We start from the raw sequence: 19,102 nt of genomic DNA on the forward strand, positions 1-19,102 counted from the left end.
CCGACGCCGGGCCAGGCCCCGCCGGTCGCGGCACCCCGCCCGGCGCAGGCTCCCGCCCAGCAGTCCCCGGTCCGACAGCCCCCGACGCCGCAGCCCCCGACGCCGCAGTCCCCGACGCCGCAGCCCCCGACGCCGCAGCCCCCGACGCCGCAGCCCCCGGTCCGGCAGACGCCGACCCCTCAGTCCCCGAGCCCGCAGTCCCCGACCCCGCAGTCCCCGACCCCGCAGTCCCCGACCCCGCAGCCGGGGCCCGCGGGCCCGGACGGCGACGGCACGGTGCCCGACCGCGACGTCGAGCGGGTCGCCGCCCGCCAGGGGTGGCCGACCTGGCGTCGGCTGCTGCGCCGCGGCGTCGCGCTGGTCGCCGCCGACGACACCCCCACGCGGCTGGCCGAGGCGGCCCGCGTCGTCCAGACCCCGGTGTCGACCGGACGCCGGGTGCTCGTGCTCGGCTCCGTGGGCGGCTCCGGGGCGACCACGACCGCCGTCGTCCTGGCCCGGGTGCTGGCGCACGCCCGCAGCGACGGTGCCGCCGTGGTCGCGGCGCCGGGTGACCGCGACGCCCTGTCCCTGGCGCTCGGGGCCCGAGGGTCGTGCACCACCTCCTCGGCGCTCACGGCGCTCGCCGCGAACGTCGACCGGGTCGAGGACGTCCTCGCGACCACCGACGTCCCCCACCTGCGCGCCGTCACCCGGGCCGGGGTCGACCCCCGGGCCGTGGCCGCCCTGGCCGACCGGCTGGGCCGTCGCCACGCGTTCACGGTGGTGGACGGCGGGATGGCGCTGTACCACCCCGCCGCCCGGCTGGCGCACGCCGTCGTGCTCACCGTGGTCCCGTCGGTGGCCGGCGTCCACGCCGCCTCCGCCGTCCTCGACGACCTGGTCAAGGCCGGCGTGAGCACGCACCGGTTGCTGCCGGTCGTGGTCGACACCGGCCGGGACACCGGTCTCGACGCCTCCCGGGCGGCGTTCCTGCTCGCCGGCCGGGCGCAGGCGCCGGTCACCGTGGCGGCGGACCGTCACCTCGCCGGCGGCGCCCGTCTCGACCTGGAGGCGCTCGCCGACCCCGCGAGCGTGTCGGCCTGGGAGCTCGCCGCCCGGGTGGTGGAGCTGGCGGTGGCGGCGCGATGACCGTCCGCCTGGTGCACCGGCCGGCCCGCACCACGCCGAGCGCGCCGAGCCTGGACCAGCAGTCCATCGAGCGCCCCCCGACCCTGGCGGACGGCGACTCGGGCATGCGCAGCCTGCTCATGCTCGTGCCGCTCCTCGGCGCCGGCGCGTCGATGACGCTGATGATGGTCTTCCGCGGCTCGAGCCTCGCGGCGATCGGGGCCCTGATGATGGTCGCGACCATCATCGCGAGCGCCGTCATGGCGATCAGCCAGCGCGGCCGGGCCGCCCGGCAGCGGATGCAGCAGCGCAACCGCTACCTCGCCTACCTCGAGCGACGCCGGGCCGAGCTGCACACCGTCGCGGCGCAACGGGCCGCCGCGGCCAGCGCGGCCGACCCCGAGGCGGCGGCCCTGCTCTCCCTGGCCCGGATGCCCCAGCGGCTGTGGGAGCGCCGCCGCGACCACGAGGACTTCCTCCGCCTGCGGCTCGGGCTGGGTGCGGACCCCGCCCACGAGTTCCGCCGCGAGGGCGACGAGGACCCGCTGCGAGGCGCGGACGACTTCATGCTCGCCGAGATGGAGGCGGTGGAGCGCCGCTTCGGGACGGCCCACGACGTCCCGGTGAGGCTCCGCCTGGACGCCGTCGGCAACGTCAGCGTCGTCGGCGACCGCGACTTCGTGGAGGCGGTGGCCCGGGTGCTGGTGGCGCAGGCCGCCACCACGAGCGCCCCGGAGGACCTCCACCTCGCCGTGATGGCCCCCCGCGAGCGGGCGGACGCGTGGCGCTGGCTGCTGTGGCTGCCGCACCTCGCCGACCAGGACCAGACCTCCACCACCGGTCCCGTACGACGGGTCGCGGCGACCGTCACCGAGCTCGGCCGGGTCCTGCGCGCCGACCTGCAGCGCCGCCTCACCGCCGCTGCGGAGCAGCGCCGCAACGTCGGCCGCGGCGACGGCTCCCGGCGCTTCGCCCGGCTCCTGGTCGTCATGGACTCCTGGGGCGACAGCGCGGCGCCGCTGCCCGTCGGGGACCGGGAGATCCGCCTGCCGTGGCTCGGCGCGACCGTCCTGCACCTGGTGGCCGACCGGCTCCACGAGCCCGACGACGTCGCCGTCCGGATCACCCAGCGACCCGGCCGGCCCGCGCTGGTCGAGGAGTACGAGCGGCGCGACGCCGAGCCCCGCACCCGGGAGGCCGCACCCGACGTCCTGGGCCCGGGCGCCGCGGAGACCCTCGCGCGTGCGCTCGCCGGCCTGCGGCTGTCCCCCGACTCCCTCGAGAACGACGCCGGCCAGCAGTCGATGGCGACCACCGAGCTGCTCGGCCTCGGCCGCGACCTGGCCTCGATCGACCTCGACGCCGCCTGGGCGCCGCGCCCGCGCACGTCGTTCCTGCGCGTCCCGATCGGTACCGACGACGTCGGGCAGCCGGTGATGCTGGACCTCAAGGAGTCCGCCCAGTTCGGGATGGGCCCCCACGGTCTCTGCGTCGGGGCGACCGGCTCCGGCAAGTCCGAGCTGCTGCGCACCCTCGTCCTCGGGCTGCTCGCCTCCCACGGCCCGGACGACGTCAGCATGGTGCTCGTCGACTACAAGGGCGGTGCCACGTTCGCGCCGTTCGCCGACGCCCCGCAGGTCTCGGGCGTCATCACGAACCTCAACGACGACGCGAACCTCGTCGAGCGCGTCTACACCAGCCTCGCCGGGGAGGTGCAGCGTCGCCAGCAGGTGCTGAAGGACGCCGGCAACCTCGCCGACGTCACGACGTACCGGCGCGAGCGCGCCGAGGCCGCACGCCGCGGCCAGACCATGGAGCCCCTGCCCCACCTGCTGGTCATCATCGACGAGTTCGGCGAGCTCATCACCGCCAAGCCCGAGTTCATCGAGCTCTTCCTGTCCATCGGTCGCATCGGCCGCTCGATCGGCGTCCACCTGCTGCTGTCGAGCCAGCGGATCGAGGGCGGCAAGCTCCGCGGCCTGGACACCTACCTGTCGTACCGCCTCGGTCTGCGCACCCTGTCGGAGGCGGAGAGCCGCACGGTGCTCGACACCACGGACGCGTTCTCGCTGCCGCCGCTGCCGGGCTACGGGTTCCTCAAGGTCGACACCACGACGTACACCCGCTTCCGCGCCGGGTACGTCTCCGGCCCGCTGCCCGACCCCGAGGAGGAGGTCCGCAGCACCGCCGACGAGGCCGCCGAGATCCTGCCGCTGCCGCGCTACGCCTCCGACCACCACGCGACAGGCGACGCGGACCCGGGCGGGTCGACGCCCACCACCCACGACGACGGGACCGACGCGGACGACGCGGACGACGAGGCGTCGGGCCCGACGGTGCTCGGGGTCGTCACCGCCCAGATGGCGACGCGGCCCCGGCCCGCCCGGTCGATCTGGCTGCCGCCGCTGCCGGACGTCGTCACCCTCGACCAGGCCGTCGAGCCTCCCCAGGCGCTGGGCGACGGCCTGAGGATCCGCCGCTCCGGCCCGCTGCGGGTGCCGATGGGGCTGCTGGACGACCCCGCGAGGCAGTGGCAGGGCGTGTGGGAGCTGGACCTCGACAAGGCGGGCGGCAACGTCCTGGTCATCGGTGGGCCCCGCTCGGGTCGCACCACCGCGCTGCGGACGCTGGCGGCCTCGCTGGCCCTCACCCACTCCCCCGAGGAGGTCGTCGTCTACGCGCTCGACCTCCTGGGGTCGAACCTGCTCTCGCTGGACGGGCTGCCCCATGTCGGCGGCGTCGCGGTGCGCATGGACCGCGAGGTGGTGCGCCGCACCGTCGAGGAGGTGACGGCCTTCCTCACCGAGCGGGAGGCGATGCTGCAGCGCCACGGTCTCGACTCGATGGAGGCGGCCCGCCGACTCGCCCGCAGCGGTCGCGCGCCGGACCTGGCGCAGGCGCAGCTGGCGGACGTCGTCCTGCTCGTCGACGGCTGGGGCCAGGTGGGTGAGGAGTTCGAGGAGCTGGAGCAGCTGCTCGGCGGGCTCGTCCGACGCGGGGGTGGCTACGGCCTGCACGTCGTGGCGACCTCCTCGCGCTGGAACGAGGTCCGCCTGAACATGCAGACCTTCTTCGGCACCAAGATCGAGCTGCGCCTCGGGGACCCCGCGGAGTCAGCGGTCGGCAAGAAGCTGTCCGCGACCCTGACCGCCGACCGGCCGGGACGCTGCCTGCTCGCCGACGAGCGGTTCGCGCAGCTGGCGCTGCCCCGGATCGACGGGCGCGCCGACCGTGGCGACGTCGCGTCGGGTCTCACCGACCTCGCCGAGCGGGTCTCGGCGGCCACCCGCTCCCGGGCACCACGCGTGCGCCTGCTGCCGGCCGTGGTCACCCCCGAGGCGGCCGACGCCCCCCGCCGTCCCGGGCAGGTCGCGGTCGGCCTGGAGGAGACCGACCTGCAGCCGCTGCTGCTCGACCTCGACGGCGCCGACGCCAACCTGGTCGTCATCGGTGACTCCGGCACGGGGCGGACGTCGCTGCTGCGACACCTCGCCGCGTCCCTCGTCGAGCAGTACACGCCGGAGGAGCTGGTAATCGCGGTGGTCGACCCACGCCGAACGATGCACGGCTGGGTCCCCGACGACTACCTCGGCGGCTACGCCGGCAGCACGGCGATCGCGGAGCGTCTGGTCGCCGCGATCGTCCCGGAGCTGCAGAAGCGCGTGCCGCAGGACGTCAGCGCGCAGGCGAGCACCGCGCGGCCGATGCCGCGGATCGTCGTCCTCGTGGACGACTACGACGCCCTGACCGCCGGCGGCACCAACCCGCTGGACGCCCTGCGGCCCTTCGTGGCGATGAGCCGGGAGCTCACCCTGCACGTCGTCCTCGCCCGCCGTACGGCGGGGGCGTCGCGCGGGGTCTACGAGCCGTTCTTCATGGCGGTCAAGGAGTCGGGCGCGACCGGCCTGATGTTCTCGGGCGACCGGTCGGAGGGCCAGCTCCTGGGCTCGCTGCGCCCCCGGCCCCTGCCGGTCGGCCGGGCGCTGGTGGTGCGGACCGGGGAGCCGGTCCGGACGGTGCAGACGGTGCTGCGCGAGGCCCCCTCCGACGAGGTCGAGGGTCGCGGCTTCGCCTGAGCGGCGGGTGCCCGTCAGGTGGGCGCCGTCAGGCGGCGCGCATCCACTCGGGGGTCTTGTCGAGGTCGCGCGGGAACTGCTGCAGGTGGTCGCGGACGTCCTCGGGCCCCATGGCCGGGCCCCCGGTCTCGGGGTCGCGCGGCTGCTCGTCGTAGTTGAAGCGGGCGTCGCCCTTGCCGTCGGCGGTCACGGTGAACATGCCGGTGATCCAGGTGCCCGTGCCGGGGGCGAACATCGTGCGCTGCAGGGCGATGACGACCTCGGCCACCTCCGGCGGCAGCAGGCCGGCGGCGCCGCCCACCCCCCGCGCCGACCGTTCCTGGAGGACGAAGGGCACGTCCTCGCGCGCCGGGCGCACCTGGACCGCGCGATCGGTCCACTCCTCGGCCGACTCCAGCGAGCCGACCCAGCGCAGGATCTGCACGATGAGCTGCTGCTGGACTTCCATCGGGCTCTGCTCGGTCACGGTGCCGTCCCCGTCCGTCGCGGTGGTGGGTGCGGCCCGATCATCCCAGCCGCCGACGCCGGGCCGGACTCAGCCCCAGTCGTCGCGGACGCGGACCATCTCCGGCGGGAAGACGCCCGTGCGGCGCTCCTCCTGCTCGGCGAACGCGATGGCCAGCCGGTTCGTCGCCTCGAGGTCGTCAGCGGGCAGCGGCTGCGGGACCGCGTGCTCCGCACCCGCCGGCCGGTCCACCCCGACCGACTCCGGCGTCTGCGGCTCGCCGGTCGGGACGTGGTCCTGGTCCCAGCGCGGCTCGTCCGCCACCAGATCCCAGGCACCCACCTGTGCGAGCTCCACCTTCATCCAGCCCTGCACGGCCGACGACGGACGTGGGAAGCGCTCCAGCTCCGACAGGTAGGCCCCTGCCAGGCGGAAACGGACCTTCCACGGCGGTGGCGGTCGGTCGTAGTCGAGGTCCACCGAGACGTCACCCCCCTCCACCGTGAGCGTCGCGACGTACCACCGACGACCGTCGTCGCGACCCAGTGCCCGGTGGGCTCGGAGCGCGTCGCGCAGCTCGCCAGCAGCCCCGCGGCGGGGTGACCTGACGTCCTCTCCGTCCCGCGTGGTGGTCACGCCCGCCGTCCGCCCGATCTCGACGTACCGGATCCCCACCCGGGCGCCACCCACCACCCCGGCGACCTCCAGGGCGGCGGCCCGGGCGGCGCTGATGTGCTCCTCCCCCCGGGACGGGTCAGGCATCAGGGCTGACGAGCACGACGTCCAGCAGAACTACCGGCCGGGCGGAGCCCCCGGCCCGCGGCGTGGCCATGTCAGGCCCAGGCCTCGCGGAAGGTGGTCATCTCCGGGGGAAAGATGCCTGTCCGGTGCTGCTCCTCCTCGGCGAAGGCGATCGCGAGGCGGTTCATCGCCTCCAGGTCGTCGTGTGGCACGGGTTGGGCGATCGCGTGCTCGGCGCCCGGCGGCGACGGGACGCCGGCCGAATCCGGCGTCTGCGGTGTCCCGACGGGCTCGAAGTCCTGGGTGTAGGTCGGTCGGTCCGCCGCCAGGTCCCACGCTCCCACCTGGGCGAGCTCGACCTTCATCCAGCCAGGCACCACCGAGGGTGGCCGCGGAAAGCGTTCCAGCTCCGACATGTAGGCACCGACGGTGCGCAGAGTGAGGAACCACGGAGGTGGTGGGCGGTCGTAGTCGAAGACCACGCTGGCCTCGCCCGAGTCGACCCGGACAGTGGCCATGCACCATCGGCGTCCGTCCGCCGAGCCCAGTGACCTGTGCTGCTCGAGGGCGTCGATCAGGTCGTCACCGGCGTCGCTGTCCAGAGGTCCCGCCTCCTCGCCGTCGATGACGAGCGCATCGGTCCCCGTCCGTCCGACCTCCAGGAACTGATAGACGACCCGAGCGCCCTCGACGTCATCACCCACGGCGAGTGCCGCGGCGATCACGTCAGCCTCGCAGCGATCGAGGTCGGTACCCTCATGCATTCGGGATCCTGATCCGCGGAAGGGCCTTGCCGTCGATCGACGGCTGGTAGGTGAAGGACTTCGGGACGCTGAGGGCCCTTCGCTCCGCGGCGCTCATGCCCGAGAAGTCGGCCGGCTCGTCCACGTACCTGACGCGGACGTCCCACGTCACCGTCGAGTCGCCCTTCATCGCGGCGGTCAGCTGCCTCTCCAGCTTCGACACCGTCCACTGACCCGCCGCGTGCCGCTTCGCCGAGCCCTGGTTGATCTCCCTCAGCATCTGCACCAGGTTGATCTCCTCGGGGCGGCCGCCTGCCATCCGCGGCCACAGGTGCCCTGCGTCGAAGATCGACCCACCGCCCGTGACGTTCCGGTTCGCGGGCGCGGAGTGTCGGCGGTCCGACTCCGGGACCCAGCGCAGGTCGTCCACGTGCACGTGGGTGGTGCGACCCGCGGCGTCGGTCTGGAAGAACCCGTTGTTGTCGACGAGGTACGTCGTGTTCGGCAGCGGGTCACGCAGCTCGGGGATGAGCTGCGACTTCTGCAGAGGCGTCTTCCCGTCGCGTCCCACGGTGCGTTCCATGGGCTCCACGAAACGGACCATCCCGTTCTCGTCGGTGTAGAACACACCCCGGCCACGGACGACGATCTCGGTGTTCGGGGGCAGGTCGCCTGGGCCGAGCCCGTCGCCGAACCTCTCACGCGGACCCGGCATGAGCGGGTCACCGCGGTCGACGTGCAGCGGCGGCCCCTGGGTCTCGGGCGGGCGGCCCAGCATGCCGCTGCGGCGATCGCCCTCATAGTCGGGTCGCGTCGGCGGGGCCACGTCGTCACCGGGAGCCCGGCCGGGCGGCCAGGCCTCGCCCTCGGGCGCACGGTCCGCCGGGGCCTCCGCGTCCGGGGTCCGGTCCGGGGTCTCCGCCTCCGGGGTCCGGTCCGGGGTCCGGTCCGGGGTCACCGCGTCCGGGGTCCGGTCCGGGGTCACCGCGTCCGGGGTCCGGTCCGGGGTCACCGCGTCCGGGGTCCGGTCCGGGGTCTCGGCGTCCGGGGTCCGGTCCGGGGTCTCGGCGTCCGGCGTCCGGTCCGGGGTCTCGCCGTCCGGCGTCCGGACCGGGGCCTCGCCGTCCGGCGTCCGGACCGGGGCCTCGCCGTCCGGCGTCCGGACCGGGGCCTCGCCGTCCGGCGTCCGGACCGGGGCCTCGCCGTCCGGCGTGCGGACCGGGGCCTCGCCGTCCGGCGTGCGGACCGGGGCCTCGCCGTCCGGCGTGCGGACCGGGGCCTCGCCGTCCGGCGTGCGGACCGGGGCCTCGCCGTCCGGCGTCCGGACCGGGGCCTCGCCGTCCGGCGTCCGGACCGGGGCCTCGCCGTCCGGCATCCGGACCGGAGCCTCGCCGTCCGGCGTCCCGACCGGCGCCTCGCCGTCCGGCATCCGGACCGGAGCCTCGCCGTCCGGCGTCCCGACCGGCGCCTCGCCGTCCGGCGTCCGGACCGGAGCCTCGCCGTCCGGGGTCCGGACTGGCGCCTCGCCGTCCGGGGTCCGGACCGGCGCCTCCGCGTCCGGGGTGCGGACCGGCGCCTCCGGCGTGCTCGGCGTGGAGGATGACGGGGTGTCGACGTCGGGGGTGCCTCGACCGCCGGGCACGTCGACGTCGGGGACGGTCGCGTCGGGCAGGTCCGTGCCCGGCCCGTTGCCGTCCAGGGGGTTGCGGAACGACGTGCGCACGCTCTCGCCCAGGTTGCGCAGGCCGTTGATGGGGGTGTCGAGGGTCCTACGGACCGCGTTGCCGAGGTCGATGACCCGCGTGGCGGCGGAGGGCGCCGTCCGCGTCAGGATCGATCCCGCGGCGCTCTTCAGACCGCTCTTCACCGCGGTGGCGGAGCCGCCGCTGACCACGGCGGCGATGATGTCGGGGGCGAACCCGCCAGCGGTGTTCCAGCCGGAGGTCCCCCAGGTGCCGTAGCCGATGGTCGACTTGCCCATCTCGAGCAGGCGGTTGCCGGCGTTGCTGTACGCCTCGCGCCCGCCCTCGGTCGCGGCCACGGCCGGGATGAGCGGCAGCGGGACCGCGAGCACGGCGAGGTCCTTCGCCATCGCGCCCAGGCCGCTCCACGCCGCGGAGGTCTCGCCGTCCTCGGCACCGACGCCGATCAGGACACCACCGAACTCCACGAGGTCGGTGACGGAGCGGACGGCGCCCCGGCCGAACATGTAGGCCTTGGTGGTCCAGTCGCCCTCGGTCCACTCGTCGGGCGTGCCCCACGGGACCTCGCCGGACAGCTGGAGCTGGTCGTAGGACTCCGAGTTCAGGCCGTAGACGTACTCGTACCCGACGTCGGCCCGGTCGGCGGCCAGCCACTCGGGGCCGCCCCAGATCGCGTTCAGCGCGTTCGCGCAGGTGCGCTGGGCGGCGTCGACGGCCTCCGCGAAGGCGCTGATGCGGCCCGAGAGGTCCTCCTCCTTGCCCAGGAGGTCGCGGCTCTCGCCGAGCAGCCAGTCCTCGTGGCCGAGGAAGCCGCCGCCGTTCTCGTCCTTCTCCGCCTTCTCCGCCTGGAAGGACTCGATGTCGGCGATGAGCGTCGCTCGCTCGGTCTTCAGGCGGTCGAGCTCGTCGCCGTAGTCGGAGAGGGCGGTCTGCGCCTGGATGCCCTTGTCGAGGAGGTCGTCGGCCTGCGTGACCGGCTCGTCCATGGCCTGGAGCACCAGGCCCTGCTCCGGCGCCTGGTACGGCGCGGCGAGACCGGCCCAGTCGGCCTTGATGTCGCCCGCGCGCTCCGAGACGAGCTGCAGCTTGCCGACGAGGGTCGCGGCCCCGACCCGGACCTGCCAGCCCTCGTCGATCTCCGGGATGCCCCCGATGTCGAGCCCCATGCTCCTACTCCCCCTGTCCCGTGCCCGCAGGCGCGCGTCCGCCCGAGCCGCCCGGCATCTCCGCCGGGTACTGGACCGTCGCCGCGTTGCTCTGCGCCGTCGCCGCCATCTCGAGGTCACCGGCCACGTACGCGTTGATGGCGTCCGAGGTCCCCCGGACCGCGCTGTTCGTGTGGCCGAGGGCCGTCTCCACGTGGGGGGCGACGACCTCGGTGGCGTACTCCGAGAGCGCCTGGACCACCAGCTGGCTGTTCGGCAGCGCGGCGCCCAGGTCGCTCATGGCGGTCTCGACCGCCGTCAGGTCGGTCTCGTACCCCTCGGCCTCGGTTGCCGCCGTCCGGACGACGCCGAACGCGGCGTTGGGGTCGATGTCCCAGTTCGTCATCGTTCTCGTTCTCCTCGAGGGCGCGCCGCAGCACGCGACCAACGGGTCGCGACGCGGGCTCTCGCCCCGGCGTCAGCCGATGTTCTGGACGGAGGTCCGCGCGCGCGTCTGGGCGCCGATGGCGGTCTCGTCGTTCCTGCCGAGGGTCTCGCGGATCAGCGAGATGATCCCGCGGACCTCGGTCGAGGCGCTCTTCCAGCGCTGCTCGACGGCGTGGTACTCGTCCGAGACACCGTCGGCCTGGAAGTCGGACATCGCGGTGGCGACCTGCTGGTCGCGCTGGCCCATCAGCGACTCGAGCCGCCCGATGATCCCCTGGATGTCGCCCTGCACGCTCGCTGAGACGTCGGTGTCGAAGCCGATGCGTCCGTTCGTCATTGGTCCGTCCTCCCGAGATCAGGCGCGCGTGCTGCTGAAGCGCGCGCCGTCGAAGTTCGCCGAGCCCATGGCCTGGGTCGCGTTGTCGCCGGCCTCCATGTCGCCGGTGACGAAAGCGGTGTTCATGCCGTCCTGCCCGCCCACGATGCTGGCGAGGGCGCGGTTCAGGTCGTCCGCGATCTCGTCCGAGCGCATCTTGAACTCGTCGAAGCGGGCCTTGCCCGCGCCGCTGAACTTGCCCTCCAGGGGCGCCGCGGCGTCCACGAGCTGGCGCACCAGGGCGCCGAGGTCCTGCTGCGACCCGTCGGTCTGCTTGGTCAGTGTGGCGAGGGTGTCGCCACCCATGTCGAACTTCATCTGCGTCCCTTCCGGCGCGAGGCCCCGATGACCTCTCGCCTGCGTGACTCCTCGTGTCTCCTACGCGACCCTGCCCGCATCGGTTGCACTGAAACCCATCGAACCTGTCGACTTCCGCCGGGGTCAACCCGACGAGGACACGATTCGGCACCGAGCGCCGCAACCCGTGTGACGCCTGCGCACACCTGTGCACGTGCGATGCTCGGGTGGTGAGTGAGGACTGGCTCGTGCGCGGGCGCCGACCCCTCGAGCTGACGGACATCATCGCGGGCGTCGAGCGTGTCGCCCCCGAGATCACGCTGCGCGCGGACGCCGGCGGGCGCGCCGTCGTGCTCACCGACGACGACGACCGACCGGTGGCGTGGGTGTGCCAGTCGCGGGAGGTCCGGCTCCCCCTCGGCACCGACCGGGCGCTCCCCGACGGGGCCCGGGCCGGCGACCGGGCCGTGTGGACCGAGGTGGTCGGGCCGTCCGACCGCACCGCTCCGCCGTTCCGCAGCGCACCCGCCCTCCTGGGCGCGGTCGCCCGGTCGCTGGCCGAGGTCACGGAGGGGACGGCGGACCGCTGGTCGTCCGGTGCCCTGCCCCCGGACGGGACGGGTGGCGCGGCCGACGCCGGCCTCGACCGGACCGCGGCCGCTGCCCGGACCGCCGCCCGCGGGCCCCGCCCGGACCCGGCCGGCCGCGAGGAGCGCGACGTCCCCGTCGACGTGGTCACCGACCAGCTGGCCATCCTCGTGCAGTCCCGCCCGGTGCTGTCCGTGACGCCCTGGATCGCGCTCGCCCAGGAGTGGGCGGCCCAGCGGGACCTGCTGCTCGTCGTCCTCACGCCGACGACCACGGCCGTCACGCCCCAGCTGCAGCAGCACCTCGACGCCACCGGTGCGGTGTGGATCGTCGACGGGCCGCACGGCATGTACCTCGGGAGCACCGGTCAGCGCCTCTCGTGGAGCGCGGACGGGTTCGACGTCCTGCCGGAGGTCGACCCGGCCTCCGACCCCGTCGCCGAGGACCGGTGGACGCTGGTCCTGCAGGCGGAGACCACGCACCCCTTCGCCGCGAGCACGGTGGTCGGGGAGTTCACCCGGGCGGTCTGTGCGGCCGCCGGCCACGCCCCGCCGACCCGGATGGGGCTCTTCGAGCCGCCCGAGTCGGACTTCGACCCCGCGACGCTCACGGCGTACGCGAAGAAGGTCTCCCCCGGACCCGCTCGCCTGCTGCTCGAGGGGCCGACCCTCGACGGGGCCGTGGAGCTGGTGCCGCAGCCGATCGGCGTGGTCGAGCGCGTCACGCTCCTGGCGGACGTCGAGACGTCCGCCGGGCCGATGGACGACGAGGCGGTGCGGTCGTTCGTCCGTGGAGTCCTCGCCGCCGGCGGCCAGGTCGCGCTCGCGGGCTACCGGCGGACGACGGGGGCACGGCTGGTCCCGGCGCGGGTGACGGGCCCGACCTTCCCCCGGGTCGTGACGCTCGCGCGGTCGCGGTTCCCGACCCTCGGCGACGAGGAGGCACTGCGGCTCGGCGGGTCGACCGCCAGGCTGGTCGCGGACCCCGTCGCGGCCCTCGTCGTGCCGATCGACCTGCGCCCCGACGAGCCCGTACCCCTCGAGGACAACCCGGCCGTGTGGTGGGCCCGCTTCGTCGAGGCCGTCGGCCACCACGACGGTCACCGCCACGCGGCCCGCCGTGCGCGACGGGACTGACGCCCGGGGCTCTACAGAGGATCGCCCATCGGCGGCGCCTGGCGTCCGTAGCCGAAGCAGAGCCCGGCCACGATCGCGCCGAGGGCGTCGGCGTACTCCTCGCTGCGGGCCTCGTCCGCCTCGTCGCCCTCGAGCCCGTCGGCCGCCAGCTCCTCCTCGATCTCCTCGGCGAGCGGGGGCAGTCGGGCCTCGACCTCGGCCGTGACGTGCTCCCAGAAGTCCGTCACGTCGTCGGCGAGCCGACGCTCGCGGCCCTCCTCGTTGAACGAGACCACGGGCCCGGGCTCGCGGGAGCCCCCCTCGAGCCGGACGCAGACGCCCTCGCGTCCCTCCCACCACACGGTCTGGAAGCGGGTCCGGTGCGCCATCGAGGGCGCCGCGGCACCCTCGGTCCACCAGCCCCACGGCGAGGACCCGAGCTCGACGCCCGGGAAGGCCGCGGCCGCCGGGCGGAGCGGGTCGGGCACGGGGACGCCGGCGTCCACGTCGACCGGGTCCGCCAGCCGGATGCCGGCCGGGTAGCGGGCGGCGAGGTCGCGCCACCGACGGTCCAGCGCGGCGAACCGCTCGGGGTCCGGCGGGGTGCTCGCCACCGACCTACTCCCCCACCCAGAACCCACGGCCCCCGAACCAGTCGCCGTACGACGGCCCGCCCGACGTGCCGCCCGGGCGGCCGGCCCGGCGCGAGCCCAGGTACGACCCGACCACGGCGGCGCCGAGGTCGTCGAGCTCCGGGGCGACGGTGCGTCCGTCGACACGGGCGGCCATCTGGTCGATGAACCGCGCCAGGCCGGGGTCCTCCCCCAGCCGGAAGAACGTGGTCTGCGCCCCGAGGCGCCGGGCGTTGTCGAGCTCGCGCACCGCGAGCGAGACCGTGCGCGGGTGCGGCGGGTAGTCGAAGAACACCTCGCCGTCGGCCTCCAGGTGCGCGGTCGGCTCGCCGTCGGTGACGATCAGCAGCACCGGCTGGGCGCCGGGGTGCTTGCGGAAGTGGCGGTTCGCCAGCAGCAGGCCGTGGTGCAGGTTCGTGCCCTTGTCCCAGCGAGCGTCGAGGCCGGTGAGCTCCTCGATGTCCATCGTCTCGGCGTGGCGGCCGAACGCGATGAGCTCGAGCGCGTCGCCGCGGAACCGCGACCGGATCAGCGTGTGCAGCGCCAGCGCGGTGCGCTTCATCGGCACCCAGCGGCCGTCCATCGCCATGGAGAACGACGTGTCCACCAGCACGGCGACGCAGGCCTGGGTGCGGGCCTCGGTCTCCTGCACCTCGACGTCGTCCACGACCAGCATCGGACCCGATCCCCGGCCCATGCCCTCGCCGTCCGCGGCGCGACGCTGCATCCCGTTGAGCAGGGAGCGCGGGAGGTCCCACGGCTCGGTGTCGCCGAACTCCCACTGCCGCGTCGCGCCGGAGCGCTCACCCGCCGCGCCCGCCGTCCGGGTGTCCCGGGCGCCGGAGCGGCCGGAGATGCGCTGGGCGACGTCCTTGAGCAGCGCCTTGCCCAGCTGCCGCATGGCCTTGGGGGTGAGCTTGAGCTGGCCGTCGGAGCCGCGGCGCAGGGTGCCGCCGTCGCGCAACGCCTGCTCGAGCTTCTGCAGGGTGCGGGCATCGACGGCGGCCTCGGGGCCGAGCTGGCGGGCCATCGCGTCGAGGTCGAGGTCGGAGGTACGCGCGCCGGGCCGGGACTGCGCGAGCTGGTCGGAGAGCCGGTCGAGCTCGGCGAGGTCCTGGAAGACGCCGGTGCCGTCGCCGAGGCCGAGGCCCTCCTCGCCCTGCATCCGCTCGCCGCCCTCCCAGTCCTCGCCGGGGCGCATCGAGCGCAGGTTGCCGTCGAGCCGGGACAGGGCGTCGTTCAGCGCGGGCGAGCCGAACGCCTGCTGCGAGAGCTCCATCAGCTGCTGGCGCTGCTCGGGGCTCATCGAGTTCATCATCCGCTGCGCGGCGGCGGCGCGCTGCGCCATCGCGTCGAGCAGCTCGTCCAAGTCCTGGGGGTTCTCGGGGAAGTGCTGGCCGTGCTTGGCCATGAACTCCTCGAAGTCCTCGGCGGTGTCCTCGCCGCGCTGCCGCTTCTCCAGCAGCTCGTTGAGGTCGTCCAGCATGTCCGCGATCGCCTGGCGGTCCTCGTCGGTCGCGTTCTCGAGGGCCTGCTTCATGCCCTGGAACCGCTGCTCGAGCATCTCGCGGCCGAGCAGGTCCTTGATCTGCTCGTAGGCCTCGCGGGCCTCGCTGCTGGCCCAGTCGTACGACGACAGCTCGCTCACCGCGGCGGCGGTATCGGTGGGCAGGTTCTCCATCGTCATCTCGCGCAGCGCGCGGTCGTCGTCGTCCATGAGGGCGTCGCGGGCGAGCTGCTTGCGCTCCTCGAGGACGGCCTTGTCGAGCAGCTCGCGGATCTCGCGGAGCGTGCCGTCGAGGTCGTGGCGGTCGAGCAGCTCGCGGCGGCGCTGGGCGACGCGGCGGGCGAGGTCGTCGAGGCCCTGCTGGTCGGGCGAGCCGCGGCGCAGGAACTCCCGCATCGCCCGCTCGGGGCTGTAGCCGGCCATGACGTCCTCGCCGATGGCGTCGAGCGCCTCGGACAGGTCGACCGGGGCGGCGAGCGGGTCGCCGCCGTCGTAGCGCTTGAAGCGGGTGCGGTCCTTCACGGCCGACCCCGCAGCCCGGGCTCAGCCATACACCGTCTCCGAGCCGTCGGAGTCCTTGCCGACCTTCCGCGCGAGGTAGAGGCCCTCCAGGGCCAGCTCGATCGCGCCGGCGCGCTCGCCGTCGTCGGTCGCGCCGACGGCGTCGCACACCTTGTCGTACAGGTCGGACTCGCCGAGCACGGGCAGCCCGGCGAGGAAGTCGCGGGCGGTGACCTGCTCGCCCGTGGTGACCATGGCGCCGGACTCGATCGCGTCGACCAGCAGCGCGAAGTCGAGGCCGCGGAAGCGGGCGCGGACCACCTCGGCGACCGCGGTCCGCAGCAGGTGGGTGAGGACCTCGGACTCGCGGCCCTCCTCGCCGGTCTCGAACTCGATCTTGCCGCCGAGGACGTCGACGGCGGTCTCGAGGTCGACCACGCGGGCGACGGCCCGCTCCTCGCCCTGCCGGGTGGCGCGGTGCAGCGCGGCGGCGGCGATGGTCTCGGCCCCGGCGATCGCGAAGCGCGCCGAGACGCCGGAGCGCTGGTCCACCGAGGACGACGCCCGCAGGTTGCGGGTGAAGCGCGCGAGGATCTCGAGCAGGTGGTCCGGCACGTGCGCGACGAGCTCCGCCTCCTGCCGGACGACGGCGACCTCGGCGGTGAGCTCGGTCGGGTAGTGGGTGCGGATCTCGGCGCCGAAGCGGTCCTTCAGCGGGGTGATGATGCGGCCGCGGTTGGTGTAGTCCTCCGGGTTCGCGCTCGCCACGACGAGGACGTCGAGGGGCAGCCGGAGCACGTAGCCGCGGATCTGGATGTCGCGCTCCTCCATCACGTTCAGCATGGCGACCTGGATGCGCTCGGCGAGGTCGGGCAGCTCGTTGATGGCGACGATGCCGCGGTGGCTGCGCGGGATGAGGCCGAAGTGGATGGTCTCGGGGTCGCCCAGCGAGCGGCCCTCGGCGACCTTCATCGGGTCCACGTCGCCGATCAGGTCGGCGACCGAGGTGTCCGGGGTGGCCAGCTTCTCGGCGTACCGCTCGTCGCGGTGGCGCCAGGCGACCGCGAGCTCGTCGCCCTCCTCGGCCACGCGGCGGCGGGACTCGACACTGATCGGGTCGTAGGGGTGCTCGCCGAGGTCGGAGCCGGCGATGACCGGCGTCCACTCGTCGAGCAGGCCCACCAGGGTGCGCAGGAGGCGGGTCTTGCCCTGGCCCCGCTCGCCGAGCAGCACGATGTCGTGGCCGGCGATCAGCGCGCGCTCGAGCTGCGGGATGACGGTGTCCTCGAGGCCGTGCAGCCCGGGCCACGGGTCGCGGCCCTCCGAGAGGGCGGCGAGCAGGTTGTCGCGGATCTCCGTCCGCAGCGCCTTCTGCTCGTGCCCGGAGGCGCGCAGCTGGCCCAGCGTGGCGGGCAGGTCGGCGGGACGGTGGTCGGTCGTGGACGCTCCGAGGCTCACGTCGTCCACCGTAGGTCGGGGGCCAAGGCACCGCCAGGAGCTCGCGCACCGCCTCGGGGCGGGACCCACGGCCGCCACCACGGGTGCCGGTGACGACCGCCTCCTCGGCTCGGCGGCCCGTGACGTGGCCCGGGCCGCCTCCCGCCGCCCCGTCCGGCCGGGCCGCGTGTCCGATGGCGCCGACATCGGCACCGGCGGCGCGGACCACCTCGACGGCGGTGAGGGCACCAACGAGCTGGGTGGTCCCCGGCGTCGCCCTCACCGCCAGGGGCTCAGGTGAGGTCGAGGTGCATGACGTGCAGCCCGACGTACGAGCCGTCGGGCAGACGGAACGCGCCGGGCACGGTGCCGACGACCTCGAACCCCAGCGACCGCCACAGGGAGACCGCCACGGTGTTCGTCTCCACGACGGCGTTGAACTGGATGCCGCGGTAGCCCTGGGCGCGGTGCCAGGCCACGACCTCCTCGCCGAGGCGTCGTCCGACCCCGCGGCCGCGGGCGTGCTCGGCGACCATGAAGCTCGCCGTGCCGACGTGGGCGCCGGGGCCGGGGCGGTTCGGGCCCATCTTCGCGGTCCCGAGCACGGCGGCGTCGGGCCCGTCGTCGGTGAGGACGACGGTCCGGCCCGGCGGCCGCTCCAGCCACAGGTCGCGGGCCTGGCTCGAGGTGAGGTCCCTGGCGTAGGCGTAGGTCTCCCCCGCCCGGACGACGGGCTCGACGACCGGCCAGATCCCCGCCCAGTCCGACGACGTCGTGTCGCGCAGGATCACGCCGCGCGGAGCGCCGGGTCGGCGTCGACGACCTCACGGTCGCCGGGGGCGTCGTCGGGCAGCTCGTCGTCCGGCTGGTCGTGGATGTTCGGCATGTGCGCCGCCGCGGCGGCCGCGAGCAGCATCGCACCTGCGAGCACGAGGAAGCCGATGGTGTAGCCCTCCTCCGACGGCAGGCCGGTGGCGGTCACGTGGCCGACGACGACCCCGGTCATCACCGCGGAGCCGAGGGAGCCGCCGATGGTGCGGATGTTGGCGTTCATGCCGCTGGCGACGCCGGTCTGGTGCGCCGGGACCGACGCGATCACGACGCCGGCGAGGCTGGAGAACACGAGCCCGGAGCCGAGGCCCTGCAGCGTCGTCCAGGCGTAGATCTGCCACGCCTGGTCGTGCAGGAGGGCCAGCAGGCCGAACGCGACCGCCGTCATCAGCGCGCCGCCCGTGACGACCACCCGGGCGCCGAGGCCGCGGACGAGACGTGCGGTCAGGAAGCCGACGGCGAAGCTCGCCATCGCCGACGGCAGGAGGAACCACCCGGACTCGGCGATGGTGGCGTCGAAGCCGTAGCCGGCCTCCGAGGGGGTCTGCAGGAACTGGGGCAGGAACCCGAACGACGCGAACAGGCCGAAGCCGACGCAGGCGGAGACGACGTTGGTGGTCCAGACGCCGCGACGGCGCATCATCGCCATGTCGATCAGCGGGGTGCGGACGCGGTGCTCCAGCCAGATCCAGACGGCCATCAGTGCGACCCCGCCGACCATCAGCCCGATCACGACGGGCGAGGTCCAGCCCCAGGTGTTGCCCTGGCTGACGCCGAGCAGCACGGCGACGAGCCAGCCCGCCAGCAGGACGGCGGGCGCCAGCGGCAGGCGCGCCGGGCCGGTGGCGCGGCTGCGCGGGATCCACACCAGCGCGGCCGTGGCGGCCAGGGCGGTCACGATCATCGGCAGCCAGAACAGCCAGTGGAAGCCGAGGCTGTCCACGATCGGACCCGCGATGACGATGCCGATGCCGAACCCGACGGCGGCGAGCGAGGCCACGATCGACAGGGCGCCGTTGACCTTCGCCCGGGGGAACTCGTCGCGGATGATCCCGAACGACAGGGGCAGCACGCCGCCGCCCGCGCCCTGGACGACGCGCGCCGCGATGAGCCAGCCGATGCTCGGCGCGAGCGCCGCGAGCAGGGAGCCCACCGACAGCGCCGCCAGGGTGACCACGAGCATCCGCTGCTTGCCGACGACGTCGCCGAGCCGGCCCAGCAGCGGTGTCGCGACCGAGGCCGCCAGCAGGTAGGAGGTCAGCACCCAGGAGACGGTCGCCTGGTCGGTGTCGTAGCTGACCGCGAGCTGGCCGAGCACCGGGATGACCATCGACTGCAGCAGCGTGAACGACGCCACCGCCACCAACAGCACCGCGAACGTGATCCGGTAGTCGCCGCGCGCCCTGAT

General features: G+C 74.6%; 15 protein-coding genes. 3 read left to right on the forward strand and 12 right to left on the reverse strand.

The annotated features are described in order from the left end of the window. Both MJ876_RS04665 and eccCa read left to right on the forward strand, forming a co-directional pair. Window positions 1-1,131, forward strand: a 1,131-nt coding sequence (locus tag MJ876_RS04665; protein WP_240234911.1) for a hypothetical protein, incomplete at its 5' end; no start/stop codon positions are given. After that, window positions 1,128-5,186: a type VII secretion protein EccCa gene (eccCa, locus tag MJ876_RS04670; protein WP_240234912.1), complete on the forward strand. Its 4,059-nt coding sequence runs from the start codon at window positions 1,128-1,130 to the stop codon at window positions 5,184-5,186. The genes MJ876_RS04665 and eccCa, both read left to right, overlap by 4 nt. Before the next feature lie 28 nt (window positions 5,187-5,214). On the opposite strand, the gene MJ876_RS04675 is transcribed toward eccCa, so the two are convergent. The 7 genes from MJ876_RS04675 to MJ876_RS04705 form a co-directional block, all read right to left on the reverse strand. Next, window positions 5,215-5,634, reverse strand: coding sequence for a hypothetical protein (locus MJ876_RS04675; RefSeq protein ID WP_240234913.1), 420 nt, complete (start codon window positions 5,632-5,634; stop codon window positions 5,215-5,217). An 87-nt stretch (window positions 5,635-5,721) separates the two neighbouring features. Beyond that, complete coding sequence (locus MJ876_RS04680) at window positions 5,722-6,393, reverse strand: hypothetical protein (protein ID WP_240234914.1); 672 nt, start codon at window positions 6,391-6,393, stop codon at window positions 5,722-5,724. Window positions 6,394-6,464: 71 nt separating this feature from the next. Further along, window positions 6,465-7,136 (reverse strand): hypothetical protein, encoded by a 672-nt coding sequence (locus MJ876_RS04685; RefSeq protein ID WP_240234915.1) that lies wholly within the window; start codon window positions 7,134-7,136, stop codon window positions 6,465-6,467. After that, window positions 7,129-9,984 carry a DNA/RNA non-specific endonuclease gene (locus MJ876_RS04690; RefSeq protein ID WP_240234916.1) on the reverse strand — a complete coding sequence of 952 codons (2,856 nt, stop codon included), beginning with the start codon at window positions 9,982-9,984 and terminating at the stop codon, window positions 7,129-7,131. Before MJ876_RS04690 ends, MJ876_RS04685 begins: the two co-directional genes overlap by 8 nt. 4 nt (window positions 9,985-9,988) lie before the next feature. Then, entirely contained in the window at window positions 9,989-10,369 is a 381-nt protein-coding gene (locus tag MJ876_RS04695; RefSeq protein ID WP_240234917.1) for a DUF6507 family protein, read from the reverse strand. Between the two features lie 72 nt (window positions 10,370-10,441). After that, window positions 10,442-10,747 carry a pore-forming ESAT-6 family protein gene (locus MJ876_RS04700; protein WP_240234918.1) on the reverse strand — a complete coding sequence of 102 codons (306 nt, stop codon included), beginning with the start codon at window positions 10,745-10,747 and terminating at the stop codon, window positions 10,442-10,444. 18 nt (window positions 10,748-10,765) lie between these two features. Next, window positions 10,766-11,104: a hypothetical protein gene (locus MJ876_RS04705; RefSeq protein ID WP_240234919.1), complete on the reverse strand. Its 339-nt coding sequence runs from the start codon at window positions 11,102-11,104 to the stop codon at window positions 10,766-10,768. Window positions 11,105-11,313: 209 nt separating this feature from the next. Here MJ876_RS04705 and MJ876_RS04710 point away from each other — a divergent pair, with 209 nt between their 5' ends. Next, window positions 11,314-12,807: a DUF6177 family protein gene (locus tag MJ876_RS04710; protein ID WP_240234920.1), complete on the forward strand. Its 1,494-nt coding sequence runs from the start codon at window positions 11,314-11,316 to the stop codon at window positions 12,805-12,807. An 11-nt stretch (window positions 12,808-12,818) separates the two neighbouring features. On the opposite strand, the gene MJ876_RS04715 is transcribed toward MJ876_RS04710, so the two are convergent. From MJ876_RS04715 to MJ876_RS04735, 5 genes are all read right to left on the reverse strand, one after another. After that, window positions 12,819-13,400 (reverse strand): hypothetical protein, encoded by a 582-nt coding sequence (locus MJ876_RS04715; protein ID WP_240234921.1) that lies wholly within the window; start codon window positions 13,398-13,400, stop codon window positions 12,819-12,821. 4 nt (window positions 13,401-13,404) lie between these two features. After that, complete coding sequence (locus MJ876_RS04720) at window positions 13,405-15,447, reverse strand: VWA domain-containing protein (protein WP_240234922.1); 2,043 nt, start codon at window positions 15,445-15,447, stop codon at window positions 13,405-13,407. A gap of 21 nt (window positions 15,448-15,468) precedes the next feature. Continuing rightward, a complete protein-coding gene (locus tag MJ876_RS04725; protein WP_240234923.1) occupies window positions 15,469-16,884 on the reverse strand; it encodes a magnesium chelatase in 1,416 nt (471 codons plus the stop codon). A gap of 272 nt (window positions 16,885-17,156) precedes the next feature. Next, a complete protein-coding gene (locus tag MJ876_RS04730) occupies window positions 17,157-17,654 on the reverse strand; it encodes a GNAT family N-acetyltransferase (protein WP_240234924.1) in 498 nt (165 codons plus the stop codon). Then, window positions 17,651-19,066: an MFS transporter gene (locus MJ876_RS04735; protein WP_240234925.1), complete on the reverse strand. Its 1,416-nt coding sequence runs from the start codon at window positions 19,064-19,066 to the stop codon at window positions 17,651-17,653. Before MJ876_RS04735 ends, MJ876_RS04730 begins: the two co-directional genes overlap by 4 nt. Between the last annotated feature and the right edge of the window lie 36 nt (window positions 19,067-19,102).

The sequence above is a fragment of the Nocardioides sp. CFH 31398 genome (assembly GCF_022436705.1).
In the GTDB taxonomy this organism is placed as follows: domain Bacteria; phylum Actinomycetota; class Actinomycetes; order Propionibacteriales; family Nocardioidaceae; genus Nocardioides.